The following is a 17,409-nucleotide window of genomic DNA, read 5'->3' as shown; positions in this document are numbered from 1 at the left end:
AGCGGGCCCGCTGCAGCACCTCGACGACAGCGCAGGTCACGCTGTTGCACATGACGTGCGGCGCGGGCCCGCGGGTCACTGCTCGGGCCCGACCCGCACCCGCCCCGAGGGGTCGGTGCGGCGCGGCGCCGGCGCCCGGCCGTGCGGCTGGGTCGGGCTCGGCAGGGAGGGCGCCTGCGGCACCGCCAGTCGCACCGGGTCCTCGCCCAGCTCGAACTCCTCCCCGTGGTGGGAGATCCGCAGCGGCGGCCCCTCGTGCAGCTCGTACAGCGCCTTCTCCGCGGTCACCGTGACGCACAGCCGCCGCCCCCGGTACCGGATCCGGAACGACAGCCGGCTGATGCCGCCCGGCAGCCGCGGCGCGAAGCTCAGCCGCCCCCGGCGGATCCGCATCCCGCCGAACCCCGCCACCAGGGCGTTCCACGCGCCCGCCAGCGACGCCAGATGCAGCCCGTCGCGGGTGTTGCCGGCCAGGTCGTGCAGGTCGATCAGGGCCGTCTCGCCGAGGTAGTCGTGCGCCAGGTCCAGATGACCGACCTCGGCGGCGATCACCGCCTGGGTCTGCGCCGACAGCGAGGAGTCCCGCACCGTGATCGCCTCGTAGTAGGCGAAGTTGCGGCGCTTGTGCTCCTCGGTGAACGCCTCCCCGCACAGGTGCATCGCCAGCACCAGATCCGCCTGCTTGACCACCTGTTTGCGGTACAGGTCGAAGTACGGGAAGTGCAGCAGCAGCGGGTACTGGTCCGGCCTGACCCGGGCGAAGTCCCAGCGGGCGTGGTTGGTGAACTGCTCGCTCTGCGGGTGCACGCCCAGCCGTTCGTCGTAGGGGATCAGCATCGCGTCGGCCGCGTCCCGCCAGGAGGCCGCCTCCTCGGTGGTCACCCCCAGCCGGTCGGCGACCTCGGGATGCCGCATCGCCGCATCGGCCGCGGCCCGCAGATTACGCCGCGCCATCAGGTTCGTGTACACGTTGTTGTCGGCCAGGGCGCTGTACTCGTCCGGGCCGGTCACCCCGTCGATCCGGAAGCCGCCGTGCACGTCGTGGTGGCCCAGGCTGCGCCACAGCCGGGCGGTGGCCACCAGCAGCTCCACGCCGATCTCCCGCTCGAACTCGGTGTCCTCGGTGGCGTCCACATAGCGCACCACCGCGTCGGCGATGTCGGCGTTGACGTGGAACGCCGCGGTGCCGGCCGGCCAGTAGCCCGAGCACTCCTGCCCGCGGATCGTCCGCCAGGGGAACGCCGCCCCCTCCAACCCCAGCGTCCGGGCCCGCTCCTCGGCCAGCGGCAGCGTCATGTGCCGCCACGCCAGCGCGTCCGCCGCCGCGGTCGGGAACGTGTAGGTCAGCACCGGCAGCACGAACGTCTCGGTGTCCCAGAACGCGTGTCCGTCGTAGCCCGGACCGGTCAGTCCCTTGGAGGGGATCATCCGCCGCTCGGCCCGCGCCCCGGCCTGCAGGATGTGGAACAGCGCGAACCGCACCGCCTGCTGCACCTCCGGGTCGCCGTCGACCTCCACGTCGGCGCCCGCCCAGAATTCGTCCAGGAAGTCCCGCTGCTCCTGCAGCAGCCCCTCCCAGCCGGTCAGCCGGGCGTCCGCCAGCGCCGCCACCACCTGGTCGTGCAGCGCCGGGCGGGACCGTCGGCTGGACCAGCCGTAGGCCAGGTACTTGACGATCCGCAGCCTCTGCCCCGGGCTGAGCCGGGTGGCCACGGTGACCCGGCCGACGTCGGGGAAGCTCTCGGCCTCGGTCGACAGCTTCTCCGGGCCGTAGATCTCGTGGGTCATCCCGGCCGCCATCCGCAGCCCGCTGCGACGGGTGCGGTGCACCAGCACCACCCGCCGCCCGTTGGACACGTGCTCCTCCGACACCAGCGGATGCTCCAGCATCGCCGCCATCCGCGGGTCGTTGCCCAGATAGGGCGTGGACTCGTTGGCGACCAGCTCCGACTGCACCACGATCCGCACCGGCCTGTGCACCGGCTCCACCTCGTAACAGATCGCCGCGATCGCCCGCTGGGTGAGCGACACCAGCCGGGTCGAGGTGACCCGCACCGTGTCGTCGGCCGGGGAGCGCCACTCCACCAGGCGCGTCAGCGTCCCGGCGCGCATGTCCAGCTCGCGCTCGTGCCGGTTGAGGCGGCCGTACCGCACGTCGAACGGCTCGTCGTCGACCAGCAGCCGGATGATCTTGCCGTTGGTGACGTTGATGACCGTCTGCCCGGACTCCGGGTAGCCGTAGCCGGCCTCGGCGTACGGCAGGGGGCGCAGCTCGAAGAAGGAGTTCAGGTAGCTGCCCGGGATCCCGTGCGGCTCACCCTCCTCCAGGTTGCCGCGGAGCCCGATGTGCCCGTTGGCCAGGGCGAACACCGACTCGCTCTGGGCCAGCCGGTCCAGGTGCAGCTCGCGTTCGCGCACGCACCACGGATCGACCTCGTACACCGGTCGGGGGAACGCCGGGGTGATCGTCGCATCGGTCATCAGGTCTCCAACAGCTCGCCCAGATCGTCCACCACGATGTCGGCTCCGTGCTCGCGCAGCGCCTCGCCGTGCCCCCCGCCGACCCGGTCGACTCCGACGACCAGCGCGAACCCGCCGGCCCGGCCGGCGGCCACGCCCGCCAGGGCGTCTTCGAACACGGCCGCCCGCCCCGGTTCGACGTTCAGCGCGCGGGCCCCCTCCCAGAACATGTCGGGGGCGGGCTTGCCGGGCAGGTTCCGCTCCTGGGCGGTCACCCCGTCGACCCGGGCGTCGAACAGGCCGGTCAGCCCGGCGACCCGCAGCACCTGGGCGGTGTTGGCGCTGGAGGACACCACCGCGGTGCGCAGCCCGCGGCCCCGGATCGCCCGCACGAACGCCACCGCGTCGGGGAAGACGGTCACACCCCGCTCCTCCAGCAGCCGCAGCACCAGATCGTTCTTGCGCGCGCCCAGCCCGCGCACGGTGAGCGCGCCGGGCGGGTCGTCGGGGGAGCCCTCGGGCAGCCGGATGCCGCGCGAGGCCAGGAACGCGCGGGTGCCGTCCGCCCGCCTCTTGCCGTCCACGTACCGGGGGTAGTCGGTGGCGGGGTCGAACGGCACGAACGGCCCGCCCTCGCGCGCGGCGCGCTCGCGCAGGAACTCGTCGAACATCCGCTTCCACGCGGCCGCGTGCACTGCCGCCGTGTCCGTCAGCACCCCGTCCAGGTCGAACAGGCAGGCGCGCAGATCGCTGGGGAGCATCGTCCTCCTCGCTGGGCGGCAGAGGCCTCGTTTGTCGACCCATGCCTACCCCTTGACGTCGATGCCGAACGGGCCGGGGCCCGGTCGCGTAGAACGGAGGAGGTCGCTTCGACGAAGAGGGGAAGCTGCAGATGGCACAGGCGCGCATCGGCGTCACCGGCTTGGCGGTGATGGGCCGGAATCTGGCCCGCAATCTGGCCCGGCACGGTCATCCGGTGGCCGTGCACAACCGCACCGAGGCCCGGACCAAGGCGCTGATCGAGGAGTTCGGCCACGAGGGGACGTTCGTTCCGGCCTCCACGCCGGAGGAGTTCGTGGCGGCGCTGGAACGCCCCCGCCGGCTGGTGATCATGGTCAAGGCGGGCGCCCCCACCGACGCGGTGATCGAGGAGTTCGCGCCGCTGCTGGCGCCCGGCGACATGATCGTGGACGGCGGCAACGCGCACTTCGCCGACACCCGCAGGCGCGAGAGGGCGCTGCGGGAACGCGGCATCCACTTCGTCGGCGCCGGCATCTCCGGCGGCGAGGAGGGGGCGCTGCACGGGCCCAGCATCATGCCGGGCGGCTCGGCCGAGTCCTACCGGGAGCTGGGGCCGCTGCTGGAGGACATCGCCGCCGAGGCGGACGGCGAGCCCTGCTGCGCGCACGTGGGCCCCGACGGGGCGGGCCACTTCGTCAAGATGGTCCACAACGGCATCGAGTACGCGGACATGCAATTGATCGGCGAGGCGTACGACCTGCTCAGACGGGCCGCCGGACTGGGGCCCGCGGAGATCGCCGAGGTGTTCCGCGCCTGGAACGGCGGACGGCTGGAGTCGTACCTGATCGAGATCACCGCCGAGGTCCTCGCGCACACCGACCCGGCCACCGGCGCCCCCTTCGTGGACGTGGTGCTGGACCGGGCCGAGCAGAAGGGCACCGGCCGCTGGACCGTGCAGACCGCCCTGGACCTGGGCGTTCCGGTGAACGGCATCGCCGAGGCGGTGTTCGCCCGATCGCTCTCCGGCCACGTGCCGCTCCGCGAGGCCGCCCGCCGCCTGCCCGGACCGACGCCGGGGCGGCCGGTGGACGCCGACGTGTTCGCCGACGATGTGGAGCAGGCCCTGTACGCCTCCAAGATCGTCGCCTATGCGCAGGGATTCCACCAGATCCAGGCCGGCAGCGACGAGTACGGCTGGAACATCGACCTCGGGCGGATGGCCGCCATCTGGCGCGGCGGATGCATCATCCGCGCCCGTTTCCTGGACCGCATCCGCGCCGCCTACCAGGCCGATCCGCGCATCCCGACCCTGCTCGCCGACGAGCACTTCGCCGACGCCGTCGGCGCCGCCCAGAGCGCCTGGCGCCGCGTCGTCGCCACCGCCGCCGAGCTGGGCGTCCCGGTGCCCGGTTTCTCCAGCGCCCTGGCCTACTACGACGCGCTGCGCGCCGAGCGGCTGCCGGCGGCCCTCATCCAGGGGCAGCGCGACTTCTTCGGCGCCCACACCTACCGCCGGGTCGACCGCGCGGGCTCTTTCCACACCCTCTGGAGCGGCGACCGCTCCGAGGTCGAGGCCTGACCGGCCCGCGTCGCCCCCCGGGCACGGCGCCCGGGGGCGACGCGGGCGTCTCATGTCCCGGTCCGCTCCTGGACGATCGTCCACCGTCCGACCGCCCGGTACGCCGAGTCGTGGAGGCCGCATCCGTCACCGGGCCGCCGGGCGTGGGGCTTCAGGCGTCCGCTCCGGCACCGCAGGATGCGTCCCGGCTCCCGGCGGCCTTCCCGCCGAAGACGGTCTCGCCCGCCTCCCGGGCACGAATTTCACGGCACCCCTTTTCGGTGCGTTCTCTGAGCTTTCCATCCTCTCGGTGAAGTTTTTGTCGAGGATTTCCGTGACGCTCGCCCGGCTTTTGTGAGGAGTCCGCTCCGTCGAAATCCCCGACTCGGGGTGCGTGCGGGTGCGCGTCCGGGACGGGTCAGAGGCGGCAGCTGATCTCCATGCCGTCCCCGACGGGGAACGTCACGCTGTGGTAGCCGTTGGCGGGATCGCGGACGTACTCCAGACAGGGCGCCAGCTCGCGCATGGTGACGTCGTCGGCGACGACGAGGGCTCCGGGCGTCAGTCGCGGCTCCAGCAGCCGCAGCACCGGCAGGCAGAGCTCCTTCCAGCCGTCGAGGAGGACGAACCCGACGGGCTCCTCGAGGGTCGCCAGGGTCTCCAGCGCGTCTCCCTCCAGGACGGTGATCACATCGTCCAGGCCGGTCTCGGCGAAGGTGCGGCGCGCCGCGGCGATCTTGTCCGGGCTGAGCTCCGTGGTCACCACGCGTCCGATGCCGTTGTCGCGCACCGCGGCGGCCAGGAACAGGGTGGAGATCCCGAACGAGGTGCCGAACTCCACCACGGTGGCCGGGCGGGCGGCGCGCACCAGGGCGTAGAGCAGCCTGCCTCCCGCCTCGGAGACGGGCATGTAGACGTCCGCGGCGGCGTCGACGCGTTCGCGCGTGGTCATCGCGGCGAAGGCGTCGAGATCGGCGCGGGCCATGACCTCCTTGTCGCGGTCGGCGGCGGTGAACATCCGGTCGAGTGCGTTCGCGACCCGCGGGTCGGCGAGCGTGCTGATGTGCGTCATGCCCATCAGACTAGACGCAACGTTGCGTCTAGTCTAGGCGGTCTATCCTGCCGGGCGAGGGAGGGAGCATGACAGGCGCAGCGCACACCGCCCGGCCGGAATCGACCCGGCGGCACCACGGCAACCGGTACGGCCGCAGCGAGCAGGCCCGTCGGGCCGTCCTGGAAGCGGCCGACGACCTGCTCGTGGAGAAGGGGTTCGCGGGAGTCACGATCGAGGGCATCGCCGCGCGCGCCGGGGTCGCCAAGCAGACCGTCTACCGCTGGTGGAAGAGCAAGACCGACATCCTGGTGGAGGCGTTCCTGCAGGACCTGACCGAGGACCTGACCCCGCCCGACCATGGCGACCTCGACCGTGACCTGCGCACCCACCTGCGCTGGCTGGCCTTCTTCCTCGGCCGCACCGACGCGGGCGCCGTGTTCCGCGCGCTGATCGCCCAGGCCCAGCACGATCCGGCGTTCGCCGCCGACTTCCGCGCCCGCTGCCTCGACCGGCAGCGCGCCGTGGACCGCCTGCCGCTGGAACGCGCGGTGCGGCGCGGCGAGCTGCCCGCCGACCTGGACGTGGCCGCCGAGACCGAACGGCTCGTCGGCCCCGTCTACTACCGCATCCTGGTCACCGGCGAACCGGTGGACGAGGACTTCATCGACGGGCTGGTCGACGCCTTCCTCGGCGGCCTGCGCTGACCCGGGCCGGAGCCGGACGAACACCTCGGGCCGCGGATCCCGGCCACGGCGAGGGCGGCCGCCGCGTCCTCTCGCATATCACCGCACCGGCCCGCCGCGCCCCGTCCCGAGGGGGACCGGCGCCCGGACCGCCTGCGCTCAGGCGGGCTTCACCTCACCTCCAGCCGGAAGAGGCGGTCCACGCTGTTCCGGCAGAACTCCCGCTCCAGCAAGCCGTACGATTCGGCCACCGCGTTCAGGTGGTCCGCGAGCGGGTCGTCGCCGAGGGCGTCGAGGAGGCGCAGGCTGTCCAGCAGCGCCTCCGCCCTGGCCAGATGCTCATGCCAGCAGCGGTCCAGCACCCTCAGGAGGACGAGCCGTCCCAGCGCCCGCATCACCTCCGAGCCGAACCGGTCCTCCCGGCGTCGGTACGCCTCGGCGACGTCGTCCCGCAGGCGCGCGGCGACATCGGTCCGCCGGGGGGCGCGCATCAGCTCGTCCGCCGTCGTCGAGATCGGGCACACCCGGTGCAGGCGGTCGAGCGCGTCCTCGACGTCCTCGCGGCCCAGTGTTCGGGGCAGCCCGTGGAGCTCCTGCTCGACGAACTCCGCCAGCAGGTCCTCGATCATCGAGGAACAGTCCTCCTCCGCCAGCACGGCGGCGCGTCGGGAAGCCGTCTCCCTCCGCTGCAGATCCACCGTGTGGAGGAAGACGACATCCTCCTCGAAGTGCTCCGGGGCGCGGGCACTGCGCGGGCCGCCCTCCGCCGGGCGGCGGGAGGGGATCGGCACCACCGTCACGCCGTAGCAGCGCCGGAAGATCTCCGCCTCCGGTGCGGCGTCGGTCGAGACGCCGCACACCCCCTCGTACTCGCGCAGCACCCCGACGGCCGAGATCTTCTTCACCGTGATCTCCTCGTCGGGCGCGGGCTCCTCCTTCTCGGCGAACTCCCGCGCCCGGAGGACCGCGGCCGTCAACGCCAGCGGCACCGCGTTCTCGATCGGGTCCAGGTCGTCGACCTCCAGCAGCTCCCGGAGCTTGGCGATCCCCGGTTCCCGCAACCGGACCAGCCGCCTGATGCGGTCGACGGCGTAGTCTCCGGCCTCCCTGCTCAGCGACCGGGCGGCGCGGATCCACTCGGCCCGCCGCTCCACGGCCTCCTGAGGCGCCGCGGCGGAGAGTCGCAGCTCGCGGCGGAGCTCATCGATGAACCACGTGCGCGCGTCGTCCACGACGGCCACGCCCAGACCGCGTTGGACGACCTCGGAGGGGTGGGAGGCCATGTCGTCCCGGAGCAGGTCGAAGCCGATCTGGTCGAGGGAGCCGTAGACGACGTCGGACGCGTACGCCTCACGGCGCGCCGCCTGCTCCAGGTCCGGCCGGATCAGGCCGATGTCGACCCCGAGCGCCCGGTAGACCGGCTCCAGCCGGCGGACGGCCTGCTCGGCCCGGTGATCGTCGGAGGTGAGAACGTGCACCGCGGAGCCCTCGAGAGCCCACAGATAGGCGGGCGGCGCGCAGGCCAGGGTCTTGCCCTCGCCCGCGGCCATGTCGGCGATCGCGCCGGCCGCCATCGCCGCCCCGGCCATGATCTGCTCCTCATGCAGGCGCAGCCCGAGCGTGCGTCGCACCGCCTCCCGGACGGCCGCGAACGCCTCGACCGCCAGGTCGGACAGGTCCTCCCCGGCCGCGATCCGCTCTCGGTATGCCCCCGTCAGGGCGGCCAGGTCGGCGTCGGAGAGCGTTCGGAACTCCGGTTCCCGGGCGGCGACCCGCTCGGCGATGGAACGACACTGAGAGGACAGCCGGCGCGCAGAGATCCGCCCGACCCACCTGTTCACCGTCTCGGCCACCATCGCCCGCCGTCCTTGACAACCCGATTTGACATCGATGGTAAGCAAGCGTCCACGCTTTGGGCAGCGAATAATCGAGGGCGGATGAGAGCGCACTTCATCCCCGGACGGATTCGTGCGGACCGGGGACGCGCAGGGCCTTCACAGCCGCCGTCCGAAGGGCGCGGACGATCCGGAGCAGGGGTCCGCGGATGCGGACCGGCGCGTTTCGATCGTCTTAACCCGAGTCCTGACGGGACCTTGACACGCCGTGCCCCGGTGGTGCGCGCCTCAGCGTGATCACTCGACCTTCCGGCCCTCCGAAACGATGATCGTCGGGCCTTTCCCGACCGGTGTCCGGCACGATGCGGAGACCGCGGGCCGGTGGCTTTCCGGTGCCGCGGCGAGGCGCCCGGCCCCGCATCGACGCCGCCCTCGACGGCCGGCGTCCGCCTCGACGGCGAAGAAGACGAGGCGCCCGTCCGGTCGCGGGGCGGCGGCCGGCAGGAGCCCCCGCCGACACCGGCCTCCGCCCGCGACGGACGTCCGGCGACGCCGCGTGCGAAAGCCGCCCTCCCTCACGGGCCGTCGCCGCCGGAGACCGGACAGGGCGGCCCGGGGCTCCGCACGGCGGCGCTCATGGGCGTCGCGGCCGGGGCCGCGGACGGCGCGGGGCGATGAGGGGGCGGGAGGAGGGCGAGAGGAGATCGTGTCGTGGGCACCCCGCGGCCCCGGGCAGGATGGGAGCGTGAGTCTCATCGATCGATTGCCGCCCCCCGCCCACGCCGATCCCGACACCCTCTACGAGAGATTCCAGGAATGGGTGTCCGAACGCGGGATCACGCTGTACCCGGCGCAGGAGGAGGCGTTGATCGAGGTGGTGTCGGGATCCAACGTGATCCTGTCCACCCCCACCGGGTCCGGCAAGAGCCTGGTGGCCGTCGGAGCGCACTTCGCCGCGCTGGGACGGGACGAGGTCAGCTTCTACACCGCGCCGATCAAGGCGCTGGTGTCGGAGAAGTTCTTCGACCTGTGCGAGGTGTTCGGCAGCGAGAACGTCGGCATGATGACCGGGGACGCCAGCGTCAACGCCGACGCCCCCATCATCTGCTGTACCGCGGAGGTGTTGGCGAACATCGCGCTGCGGGACGGCGCCGACGCCGACATCGGCACCGTGATCATGGACGAGTTCCACTTCTACGCCGAGCCGGAGCGCGGCTGGGCCTGGCAGGTGCCGTTGCTGGAGCTGCCGCAGGCGCAGTTCCTGTTGATGTCGGCGACGCTGGGCGACGTCAGCCACTTCGAGAAGGACCTGACCCGGCGCACCGGCCGTCCCACCGCCGTGGTCACCTCCGCCGAACGGCCCGTCCCGCTGGAGTACGAGTACCGCCTCACCCCGCTGCACGAGACCATCGAGGACCTCCTCAAGGCCGACAAGGCCCCCGTCTACGTGGTGCACTTCACCCAGGCCGCGGCGGTGGAACGGGCGCAGGCGTTGATGAGCATCAACGTCTGCACCAAGGAGGAGAAGGCCGAGATCGCCGAGATGATCGGCGACTTCCGCTTCACCACCCGCTTCGGCCGCAACCTGTCGCGGTTCGTGCGGCACGGCATCGGGGTGCACCACGCCGGGATGCTGCCCAAGTACCGACGGCTGGTGGAGCGCCTGGCCCAGGCCGGGCTGCTCAAGGTGATCTGCGGCACCGACACCCTCGGCGTCGGCGTCAACGTCCCCATCCGCACCGTGGTGTTCACCGCGCTGAGCAAGTACGACGGGCAGCGGGTGCGGCGGCTGCGGGCCCGCGAGTTCCACCAGATCGCCGGACGGGCCGGCCGCGCCGGGTTCGACACCATCGGATATGTGGTGGCCCAGGCCCCCGAGCACGTGATCGAGAACGAGCGGGCGCTGGCCAAGGCCGGCGACGATCCCAAGAAGCGCCGCAAGGTGGTGCGCAAGAAGCCCCCCGAGGGTTTTGTGTCCTGGAACGAGGACACCTTCCGCAAGCTGCAGAGCGCGCCGCCGGAGCCGCTGCAGTCCCGCTTCAAGGTCACCCACGCCATGCTGCTGTCGGTGATCTCCCGGCCCGGCAACGCCTTCCAGGCGATGAAGAAGCTGCTGACCGACAACCACGAGCCGCGCGAACGGCAGCGCAGGCACATCAGCCAGGCCATCGCCATCTACCGGTCGCTGCTGGCCGGGGGAGTGGTCGAGCAGCTGGAGGAGCCCGACGAAGAGGGCCGCTACGCCCGGATCACCGTCGACCTGCAGGAGGACTTCGCCCTCAACCAGCCGCTGTCGACGTTCGCGCTGGCCGCCTTCGAGCTGCTGGATCGCGCCTCCCCCACCTACGCCCTGGACGTGCTGTCGGTGATCGAGGCGACGCTGGACGACCCGCGGCAGATCCTGGCCGCTCAGGAGAACAAGGCCCGCGCCGAGGCCGTCGCCCGGATGAAGGCCGAAGGGCTGGAGTACGAGGAGCGCATGGAGCGGCTCCAGGACATCACCTACCCCAAGCCGCTGGAGGAGGAGCTGCAGGCCGCCTACGACGTCTACCGGCGCGGCCACCCGTGGGTGAGCGACCACCCGCTCTCGCCCAAGTCGATCGCGCGGGACATGTACGAGCGGGCGATGACGTTCGTGGAGTACATCGGCCACTACGAGCTGGCCCGCGCGGAAGGGCTGCTGCTGCGCTACCTCTCCAGCGCCTACAAGGCCCTGCAGCAGACGGTGCCGGAGTCGATGAAGACCGAGGAGCTGGTCGACCTCATCGAGTGGCTGGGCGAGCTGGTCCGCCAGGTCGACTCCAGCCTGCTGGACGAGTGGGAGCAGCTGACCAATCCCGCCGCGGCCGCCGCCGAGGGGCCCGAGGAGGTCGCCGACTCCCCGGCCGCCAAGGTCACCGCGAACACGCGCGCGTTCCGGGTGCTGGTGCGCAACGCGATGTTCCGGCGGGTGGAGCTGGCCGCCCTCGAACGGTACGACGAGCTGGGCGAGCTGGATCCGGAGTTCGGCGCGCAGGCGTGGGAGGAGGCGATGCGGGCCTACTACGCCGAGCACGAGGAGCTGCTGACCGGACCGGACGCCCGAGGGCCTCAGTTGCTGATGATCGAGGAGGCGCCGGAGGAGGCGCTGTGGCGGGTCCGGCAGATCTTCGACGACCCGGCCGGCGATCACGACTGGGGCATCACCGCCGAGGTCGACCTGGCCGCCTCCGACGAGGAGGGCACCGCGGTGATCAGGGTGCTGTCGGTGGATCGGATGTGACCGCGCCCTCGCCGGTCAGGGCCGATGGCCGACTCCGGTGGTCAGCTCCCGGACCCGCGCCGGACCGCCGGTGTCGGGCGACAGCGGCGGGGTGTCCATCCCGGCGCCCTCCCGCAGCCCGCGCAGGAACTCCGCCAGCGTGTCCAGCGAGCCGTACCGGGGCGTCCAGCCCAGTTCCCGCCGGGCCCGGCCGGTGTCCATGATCGGGATGTGCCGGGCCAGGTCGAACAGCTGCGGCGAGGCGGGCACCAGGCCGAGCCCCCAGCCCGCCGCCAGCAGCGCCCGCACCCCCGCCGCCGGGACCCGCACCGTGCGCGCCCCCAGCAGCGAGGCCAGCTCCCGGGCCCCCACCGCCGGGTCCGCGGCGAGGTTGAACGGGCCGCGCGCATCGCCGGTGATCGCCAGCCGGTACGCCTCCCGGGCGTCGTCGGCGTGCAGGACCTGGAACCGCAGCCCCGGGAAGTCCGGCACCACCCGGATCGCGCCCGGTCGTGCCAGCCGGGCGGGCATCAGCGGCCCCATGAACAGCCGCCGCTGTTGGGCCGCCGATTCGCGCTTGAAGATGAAGCCCGGTCGCATCCGCACCACGCGGCAGCGGGGGTTCAGCACCTGGAAGCTGTCCAGCAGGCGTTCCACGTACGCCTTCTCCCGGCTGTAGGCGGCCGTCGGCCAGCCGTGGGTCTGCCAGTGCTCGTCGACGGGACGGTCCTTCGGGCCGGGGGAGTAGGCCCCCACCGACGAGGCGTACACCAGCGCGGGGACCCCCGCGTCGGCGACCGCCCGGAACACCCGGGCGCTGCCCACCACGTTGTTGCGCCAGGTGACCATCGGCCGGTGGGTGGGCTGGAACAGCCACGCCAGGTGCACCGCCACGTCGGCGCCGCGCAGCAGCGGCACCAGGTCGGCGGCGGTGACGTCGGCCTGCGCCCACTCGGTCTTGTCGGCCGTCCACCGCGGCCTGCGTCGCGCCACCCCGAGGATCGAGGTCACCTGCGGGTCGGCGGCCAACGCCTCGATCAGGCTGGTGCCGACGTTGCCGGTGGCGCCGATGACGACTACTCGCATCGGTCCTCCTCCATGCGTCGTCCCGGCCGGCGTCCCGCCGGCCGGGTCACGGGTCCGGGCGGCCGCATCGGTCCCGGCGCTCAAGGCCGCCTCTCCTCGTCGACGTGCGAGCGCCCTACCCGCCCATCGCCCGGGCATGCATCCCCGCGCCGCCCGTCCGCGGCCGGGGTCAGCCGCTCCCCCGGCCGCACCGGCTCAGCAGCAGGAGGGCGATGTCGTCGCTGATGGGGTCGCCGTGGCGGTCGTGCCGCAGCAGGTCGTCGGCCAGTTCCTCGACCGGCCGCGATCCGGCCCGCGACAGGGCCTCGGCCAGCTCCGCGATCGCCTCGTCCAGGCCGACGCCCGGGGACTCCACCAGCCCGTCGGTGTACAGCACCAGCGCCGATCCCTCAGGGAAGGGCGCCTCCACCGTCGGGTAGTCGCGGTCCGGCTCGATGCCCAGCAGCAGCCCCGGCTCCACCGGCAGCACCTCGGCGCCCCCGTCGGGGCGGCGCAGCAGTGGCGGCGGGTGCCCGGCCGAGGCCAGGCAGGCGGTGTGCGCCTTCAGGTCGATCTGGGCGTACAGGCAGCTGGTGAACAGACCCGGATTGAGGTCGGTCAGCAGCCGGTTGGTGTGGGCGAGGACCTCGCCGGGGGAGGCGCCCGCGGAGCTGTAGGCGTGCACGGCGGTGCGGACCTGCCCCATCAGCGCGGCGGCGGTGACGTTGTGGCCCTGCACGTCCCCGATCACCGCGGCCGCGGCGGTGTCGTCCAGGCGGATCAGGTCGTAGAAGTCGCCGCCGATGTCCAGGCCCAGGGTCGTGGGCAGATACCGGGCGCCCACCTCCAGCCCCGGCAGGTCGGGCAGCTCGGTGGGCAGCAGGCTGGCCTGCAGGCCGTGGGCGAGCTGATGCTTGGCGTCATAGAGCTGGGCGCGTTCCAGGGCCTGGGCGATGAGACCGGCCAGGGAGCTGAGGATCGCCCGCTCCTCCACCGGGAACGGGTGCGGCCGGTCGTACGACAGCAGGCAGCAGCCGACCGAGCGGCCCGAGGTGATCAAGGGCAGGAACGCCCACGCCGACTTGCCGGAGAACCCGGGCAGCCCGGGATGGCTCCGCTCCATCTCCTCGGGGGAGGAGACGAAGCCGGGGATGCCGCTTTCCATCGCCCGCTTGAGCGGGGTCGACGCGGCGGAGCGGGACGCCTCCCAGGAGAGCTCGGGGGGTTCGTCGTCGTATCCGCGGTGCCCGATGATCCGCATCCGGTTGTTCTCGGACCGGAACAGCACCAGCCCCTGCGCCCCGAAGGCCGGCATGATCTGCTCGGCGACCAGGTCGAACACATCCTGCACGGTGATCGCCTCGGTGAGCGTGGCGGCGAGGTGCATCACCTGGTAGAGGACCCCGGCCCGGATCGGAGGGAACACGATCTCCTCCGTCTCCGGCCCGGCCTCTTCGCCGCCGTGCCCGGCGGCGGGGGTGATGCGGACGCTGACGCCGGTGGAGTCCGGCCACATCTCGAACGTCAGCCACCGGTTCGACGGGCGTCGCGCGGTGAACTTCACCGGTCGTCGGCTGACCAGCGCGGATCGGTACCGGTCCTCATAGGCGGGGTCGTACAGCCACGGCAGCGCCTCCCACGGCAGTCGGCCCAGCAGTTCGGCGGGGGGAAGGCCGAGCAGCCCGGCGGCCCGGGAGGTGATGAAGACGATCCTGCCCTCCAGGTCGAGCGCGCAGCATCCCTCCGGCAGCCGTTCGGCGAACGCCAGCGCCGCCGCCTCCTCCTCGGGCCCGGGCCGCCGGGAGGGCGGCGGGGGGATCAGCCTCGGCTCGGGGGAGGGCCGGACGGGGCGGCCGCCGTCGCTCGCCTCCTGCAGATGGCGGGCCAGCCGGCGGCAGTGGTCCTCCAGCCTCCGCCGTTCCCGCGGGGACGGCCGCGGCGGATGGGAGGACGGCCACAGCAGGAGCAGCACGCCCCAGTCGACGCCTCCGCCGGTGACGGGGAGGGCGGCGAGGCAGAACTGATACGGCAGGATCAGCGCGGCCCGGGGATAGCGGCGGACCAGCTCGGAATGGTTGGGTATCCACACCAGCCGGTGCTCGCGCAGCGCGTCGGTGGCGGGCGCCGGGGCGCCGATCGGCAGCCGCTTCCACGGGGCGACGATCTCGGGGTTGAACCCCAGCACCGTGGTCAGCCGCAGCACCCGCCCGTCCTGCTCCAGCAGGTACAGCAGCCCTATGGTGGCGCCGGCCTGCGTGATGATCCGGCTCACCAGCGGGTCGAGCCACTCGGCTCCGGTCTCAACGGCGTGAGCGGCCTTGTCCGGCATGCTCCCTCGCTCCCCCGATCCGGGCCGGACGCGGTGACCTCGGGGCCTGGGGGCGGGACCTCGGTCGTCATCGTCGGCGCCACCGCGAACGCTCCGTCAGCGCGGTATGCCCGGACGACGCACGGGGCACACCACCGGCTGGGTCAAACCCCCAGGGAACGGCGGTGCAGCTCACGGATGCGCGCGGCGAGCTCGGGCACCGGGCCGTCGACCACCGCGTCCGGCACCACCTCGCGGATCGGCAGCGGCCGGACCGGCGGCGCGGGCACGCCCCACTCGGCGAGCCAGCCGGACAACTGCTCGGCGGAGCTGGCGTACACGATCCGGCCCAACCCGACCCAGCCGTGCGCCGCGGCGCACATCGGGCAGTGCTCCCCGGAGGTGTAGACGGTGGCCGCGGCCCGCTCTCGAGGGGTCAGCGCACGCGCCGCCCACCGCGCGATCGCCAGCTCCGGATGCCGGGTGCGGTCGCCGGAGGCCACATGGTTGTGGTCCTCCAGCAGCACGGTGCCGTCCTCGGCGACGAGGATCGACCCGAACGGCTCGTCGCCCGCCGCCAGGGCCTGCTCGGCCAGCTCCACGCAACGCCGCAGATGACGCAGGTCCGTGTCGTTCACCATGGGCGCCTCCCCTCGAGCTCCCGCGGCATGGTAATCCGCATGGGCGGCGGGCGCCCGACGGCGGCCCGGGAAGCGAGGACGACCGACGGGCGTTCGGCCGGACATGAGCGTTTCACCGTCCGCCGAGAGGGCGGAGCTCCTGCGGTACGCGGCGTTCACCGCCGACCCCTCCGGGGGCAATCCGGCGGGGATCGTCCTGGACGCCGCCGGACTGGACGATGCGGCGATGCTCGCGATCGCCGCCGAGGTGGGCTACTCCGAGACGGCCTTCCTGACGCCGCCCCCCGAGGCGGGGGAGGGCCGCGCCTGGACCGTCCGCTACTTCAGTCCCAAGGCCGAGGTGCCGTTCTGCGGGCACGCGACGATCGCCGCCGCCGTCGCGCTGGCCGAACGCCTGGGGCCGGGCCCGCTGACGTTCCACACCCGGTCCGGGACGGTGCCGGTCGAGGTCGCCGTGGACCCCGACGGCAGGCCGGTCGCGACGTTGACCAGCGTCGAGCCGCATGTGACGGAGATCGACCGCACCGAGGTCGCCCGGGCGCTGGAGGCGTTGCGCTGGCGGGCCGATGAGCTCGATCCCGCCCTGCCGCCCCGGATCGCGTTCGCCGGGGCCAGGCATCTGGTGCTGGCCGCCGCCTCCCGCGCCCGACTGGCCGACCTGGACTACGACGCAGACCGCCTCGTCGGGTTCATGACCGACCACGACCTGACGACGGTGCATCTGGCCTGGCGCGCCTCGGCGGACGTCTTCCATGTGCGCGACCCGTTCCCGGTCGGCGGCGTGGTGGAGGATCCGGCGACCGGCGCCGCCGCCGCGGCGTTCGGCGCCTATCTGCGCGCCCTCGGCCAGGCGCCCCCTGACGCGGTGCTGACCCTGCATCAAGGGGAGGACATGGGGCGCCCCGGCGTGCTGCGGGTGGAGCTGCGCCCCGGCGACCCCCGTGTCCGGGTGTCGGGGACGGCGGTGCGCATCCGGGACTGACCGGGCGGTCCGGGCCGTCCGGTCAGCGGTCGGGCGGCCCGGGCGAGGTCATCCGGAGGAGCATGGTGCGCAGGAAGCCGCGGAACGCCTCCAGGTCCTCCGGCGAGGTCCCGGAGCGGTGGCCCTGGTGCCGCATCGGGTCGACGGTCTGCATGCCGCCGGTGAGATAGCCGTACACGCACCAGACCACGCTCCAGATCAGGAAGTCGGCGGAGACGTCCTCGGGGATCAAGGGGGCGACCGTCTCGCGGATGGTGAGCGCCAGCGGGCGGCTGTACAGCTGCTCCAGACCCGGAACGTCGGCGGCGTCCCCCATCCACCGGTGCTGCCACAGCGCGAGCACCCGCGGGTTGTTCGCGTAGAAGTCCAGGTAGGCGTCCAGCAGGTCGAGCAGGCCGGCGCGGGTCCCGTCGAACCGGGCCAGGACGGGCTCCAGAGCCCGCCGCTCGGCGTGATGGGCCCGCATCATCACCGTCCGGTACAGCTGCGGCCGGTCGCCCGCCTTGGCGACGAGAGTGGACACGTCGACCCCGGCCGCGTCCGCGATGAGTCCCGCCGAGACCCCGTCGTACCCCAGCTCGGCGAACAGTCGCTCGGCGGTGCCGATCAATCGTTCCACTTCGGGATCGGTATCCATGTGGTCACTGTAAGTGATTGACCGGCGGGGGTGTCGTCCGGACCGAGTCCGGGCCGGCGCGCACGGGGGAGGCGGCGGGGGGAGACGGCCGAGGAGAGCGCGCGTCGACGGCGACGATCGCGACGGGGACTGCTCCGGGGAGCGGCCCGCCTGCGGGCGTTCGGGGCCCTGAGGGGCGGGCCGGGCGCCCCCTCCGGCCCGTGC

12 protein-coding genes are annotated in these 17,409 nt (G+C 73.0%); 4 read left to right on the top strand and 8 right to left on the bottom strand.

Features of this window, described 5'->3' with window-relative positions; genetic code table 11:
• Window positions 1-75 precede the first annotated feature (75 nt).
• The gene (locus tag EIO00_RS07400; protein WP_140176489.1) at window positions 76-2,481 is read right to left on the bottom strand and encodes a glycoside hydrolase family 65 protein; all 2,406 of its coding nucleotides are present in this window, start codon (window positions 2,479-2,481) and stop codon (window positions 76-78) included.
• Window positions 2,481-3,221: an HAD family hydrolase gene (locus EIO00_RS07395; RefSeq protein ID WP_175596151.1), complete on the bottom strand. Its 741-nt coding sequence runs from the start codon at window positions 3,219-3,221 to the stop codon at window positions 2,481-2,483. The genes EIO00_RS07400 and EIO00_RS07395 overlap by 1 nt, the downstream gene beginning before the upstream one ends.
• Window positions 3,222-3,352: 131 nt before the next feature.
• Between EIO00_RS07395 and gndA the strand changes: the two genes are divergently transcribed.
• Window positions 3,353-4,780 carry an NADP-dependent phosphogluconate dehydrogenase gene (gene gndA, locus EIO00_RS07390; RefSeq protein WP_140176487.1) on the top strand — a complete coding sequence of 476 codons (1,428 nt, stop codon included), beginning with the start codon at window positions 3,353-3,355 and terminating at the stop codon, window positions 4,778-4,780.
• Between the two features lie 397 nt (window positions 4,781-5,177).
• Here gndA and EIO00_RS07385 read toward each other — a convergent pair whose 3' ends face one another.
• Complete coding sequence (locus EIO00_RS07385; RefSeq protein WP_140176485.1) at window positions 5,178-5,831, bottom strand: O-methyltransferase; 654 nt, start codon at window positions 5,829-5,831, stop codon at window positions 5,178-5,180.
• A 68-nt stretch (window positions 5,832-5,899) separates the two neighbouring features.
• On the opposite strand from EIO00_RS07385, the gene EIO00_RS07380 reads away from it, so the two are divergent.
• The gene (locus EIO00_RS07380) at window positions 5,900-6,517 is read left to right on the top strand and encodes a TetR/AcrR family transcriptional regulator (RefSeq protein ID WP_140176484.1); all 618 of its coding nucleotides are present in this window, start codon (window positions 5,900-5,902) and stop codon (window positions 6,515-6,517) included.
• A 149-nt stretch (window positions 6,518-6,666) separates the two neighbouring features.
• Here the strand turns inward: EIO00_RS07380 and EIO00_RS07375 are convergent, their stop codons facing one another.
• The gene (locus EIO00_RS07375; RefSeq protein ID WP_140176482.1) at window positions 6,667-8,352 is read right to left on the bottom strand and encodes a hypothetical protein; all 1,686 of its coding nucleotides are present in this window, start codon (window positions 8,350-8,352) and stop codon (window positions 6,667-6,669) included.
• A gap of 724 nt (window positions 8,353-9,076) precedes the next feature.
• Here EIO00_RS07375 and EIO00_RS07370 point away from each other — a divergent pair.
• Complete coding sequence (locus tag EIO00_RS07370; RefSeq protein ID WP_175596150.1) at window positions 9,077-11,593, top strand: DEAD/DEAH box helicase; 2,517 nt, start codon at window positions 9,077-9,079, stop codon at window positions 11,591-11,593.
• 15 nt (window positions 11,594-11,608) lie between these two features.
• Here EIO00_RS07370 and EIO00_RS07365 read toward each other — a convergent pair whose 3' ends face one another.
• From EIO00_RS07365 to EIO00_RS07355, 3 genes are all read right to left on the bottom strand, one after another.
• On the bottom strand, window positions 11,609-12,658 hold the full coding sequence (locus EIO00_RS07365; protein ID WP_140176478.1) for an NAD-dependent epimerase/dehydratase family protein: 1,050 nt from the start codon (window positions 12,656-12,658) through the stop codon (window positions 11,609-11,611).
• A 169-nt stretch (window positions 12,659-12,827) separates the two neighbouring features.
• Window positions 12,828-14,966 (bottom strand): SpoIIE family protein phosphatase, encoded by a 2,139-nt coding sequence (locus tag EIO00_RS07360; protein WP_140176477.1) that lies wholly within the window; start codon window positions 14,964-14,966, stop codon window positions 12,828-12,830.
• A gap of 143 nt (window positions 14,967-15,109) precedes the next feature.
• Window positions 15,110-15,586 carry a nucleoside deaminase gene (locus tag EIO00_RS07355; protein WP_140176475.1) on the bottom strand — a complete coding sequence of 159 codons (477 nt, stop codon included), beginning with the start codon at window positions 15,584-15,586 and terminating at the stop codon, window positions 15,110-15,112.
• A gap of 103 nt (window positions 15,587-15,689) precedes the next feature.
• Between EIO00_RS07355 and EIO00_RS07350 the strand changes: the two genes are divergently transcribed.
• A complete protein-coding gene (locus tag EIO00_RS07350; RefSeq protein ID WP_140176473.1) occupies window positions 15,690-16,568 on the top strand; it encodes a PhzF family phenazine biosynthesis protein in 879 nt (292 codons plus the stop codon).
• 22 nt (window positions 16,569-16,590) lie between these two features.
• Here the strand turns inward: EIO00_RS07350 and EIO00_RS07345 are convergent, their stop codons facing one another.
• Window positions 16,591-17,205, bottom strand: coding sequence for a TetR/AcrR family transcriptional regulator (locus EIO00_RS07345; protein ID WP_140176471.1), 615 nt, complete (start codon window positions 17,203-17,205; stop codon window positions 16,591-16,593).
• Between the last annotated feature and the right edge of the window lie 204 nt (window positions 17,206-17,409).

Source organism: Thermomonospora catenispora (assembly GCF_006363815.1).
Lineage (GTDB): Bacteria > Actinomycetota > Actinomycetes > Streptosporangiales > Streptosporangiaceae > Thermomonospora > Thermomonospora catenispora.
Note: the sequence above shows the minus strand (reverse complement) of the source record. Positions and strands in the feature narration are given on the sequence as shown.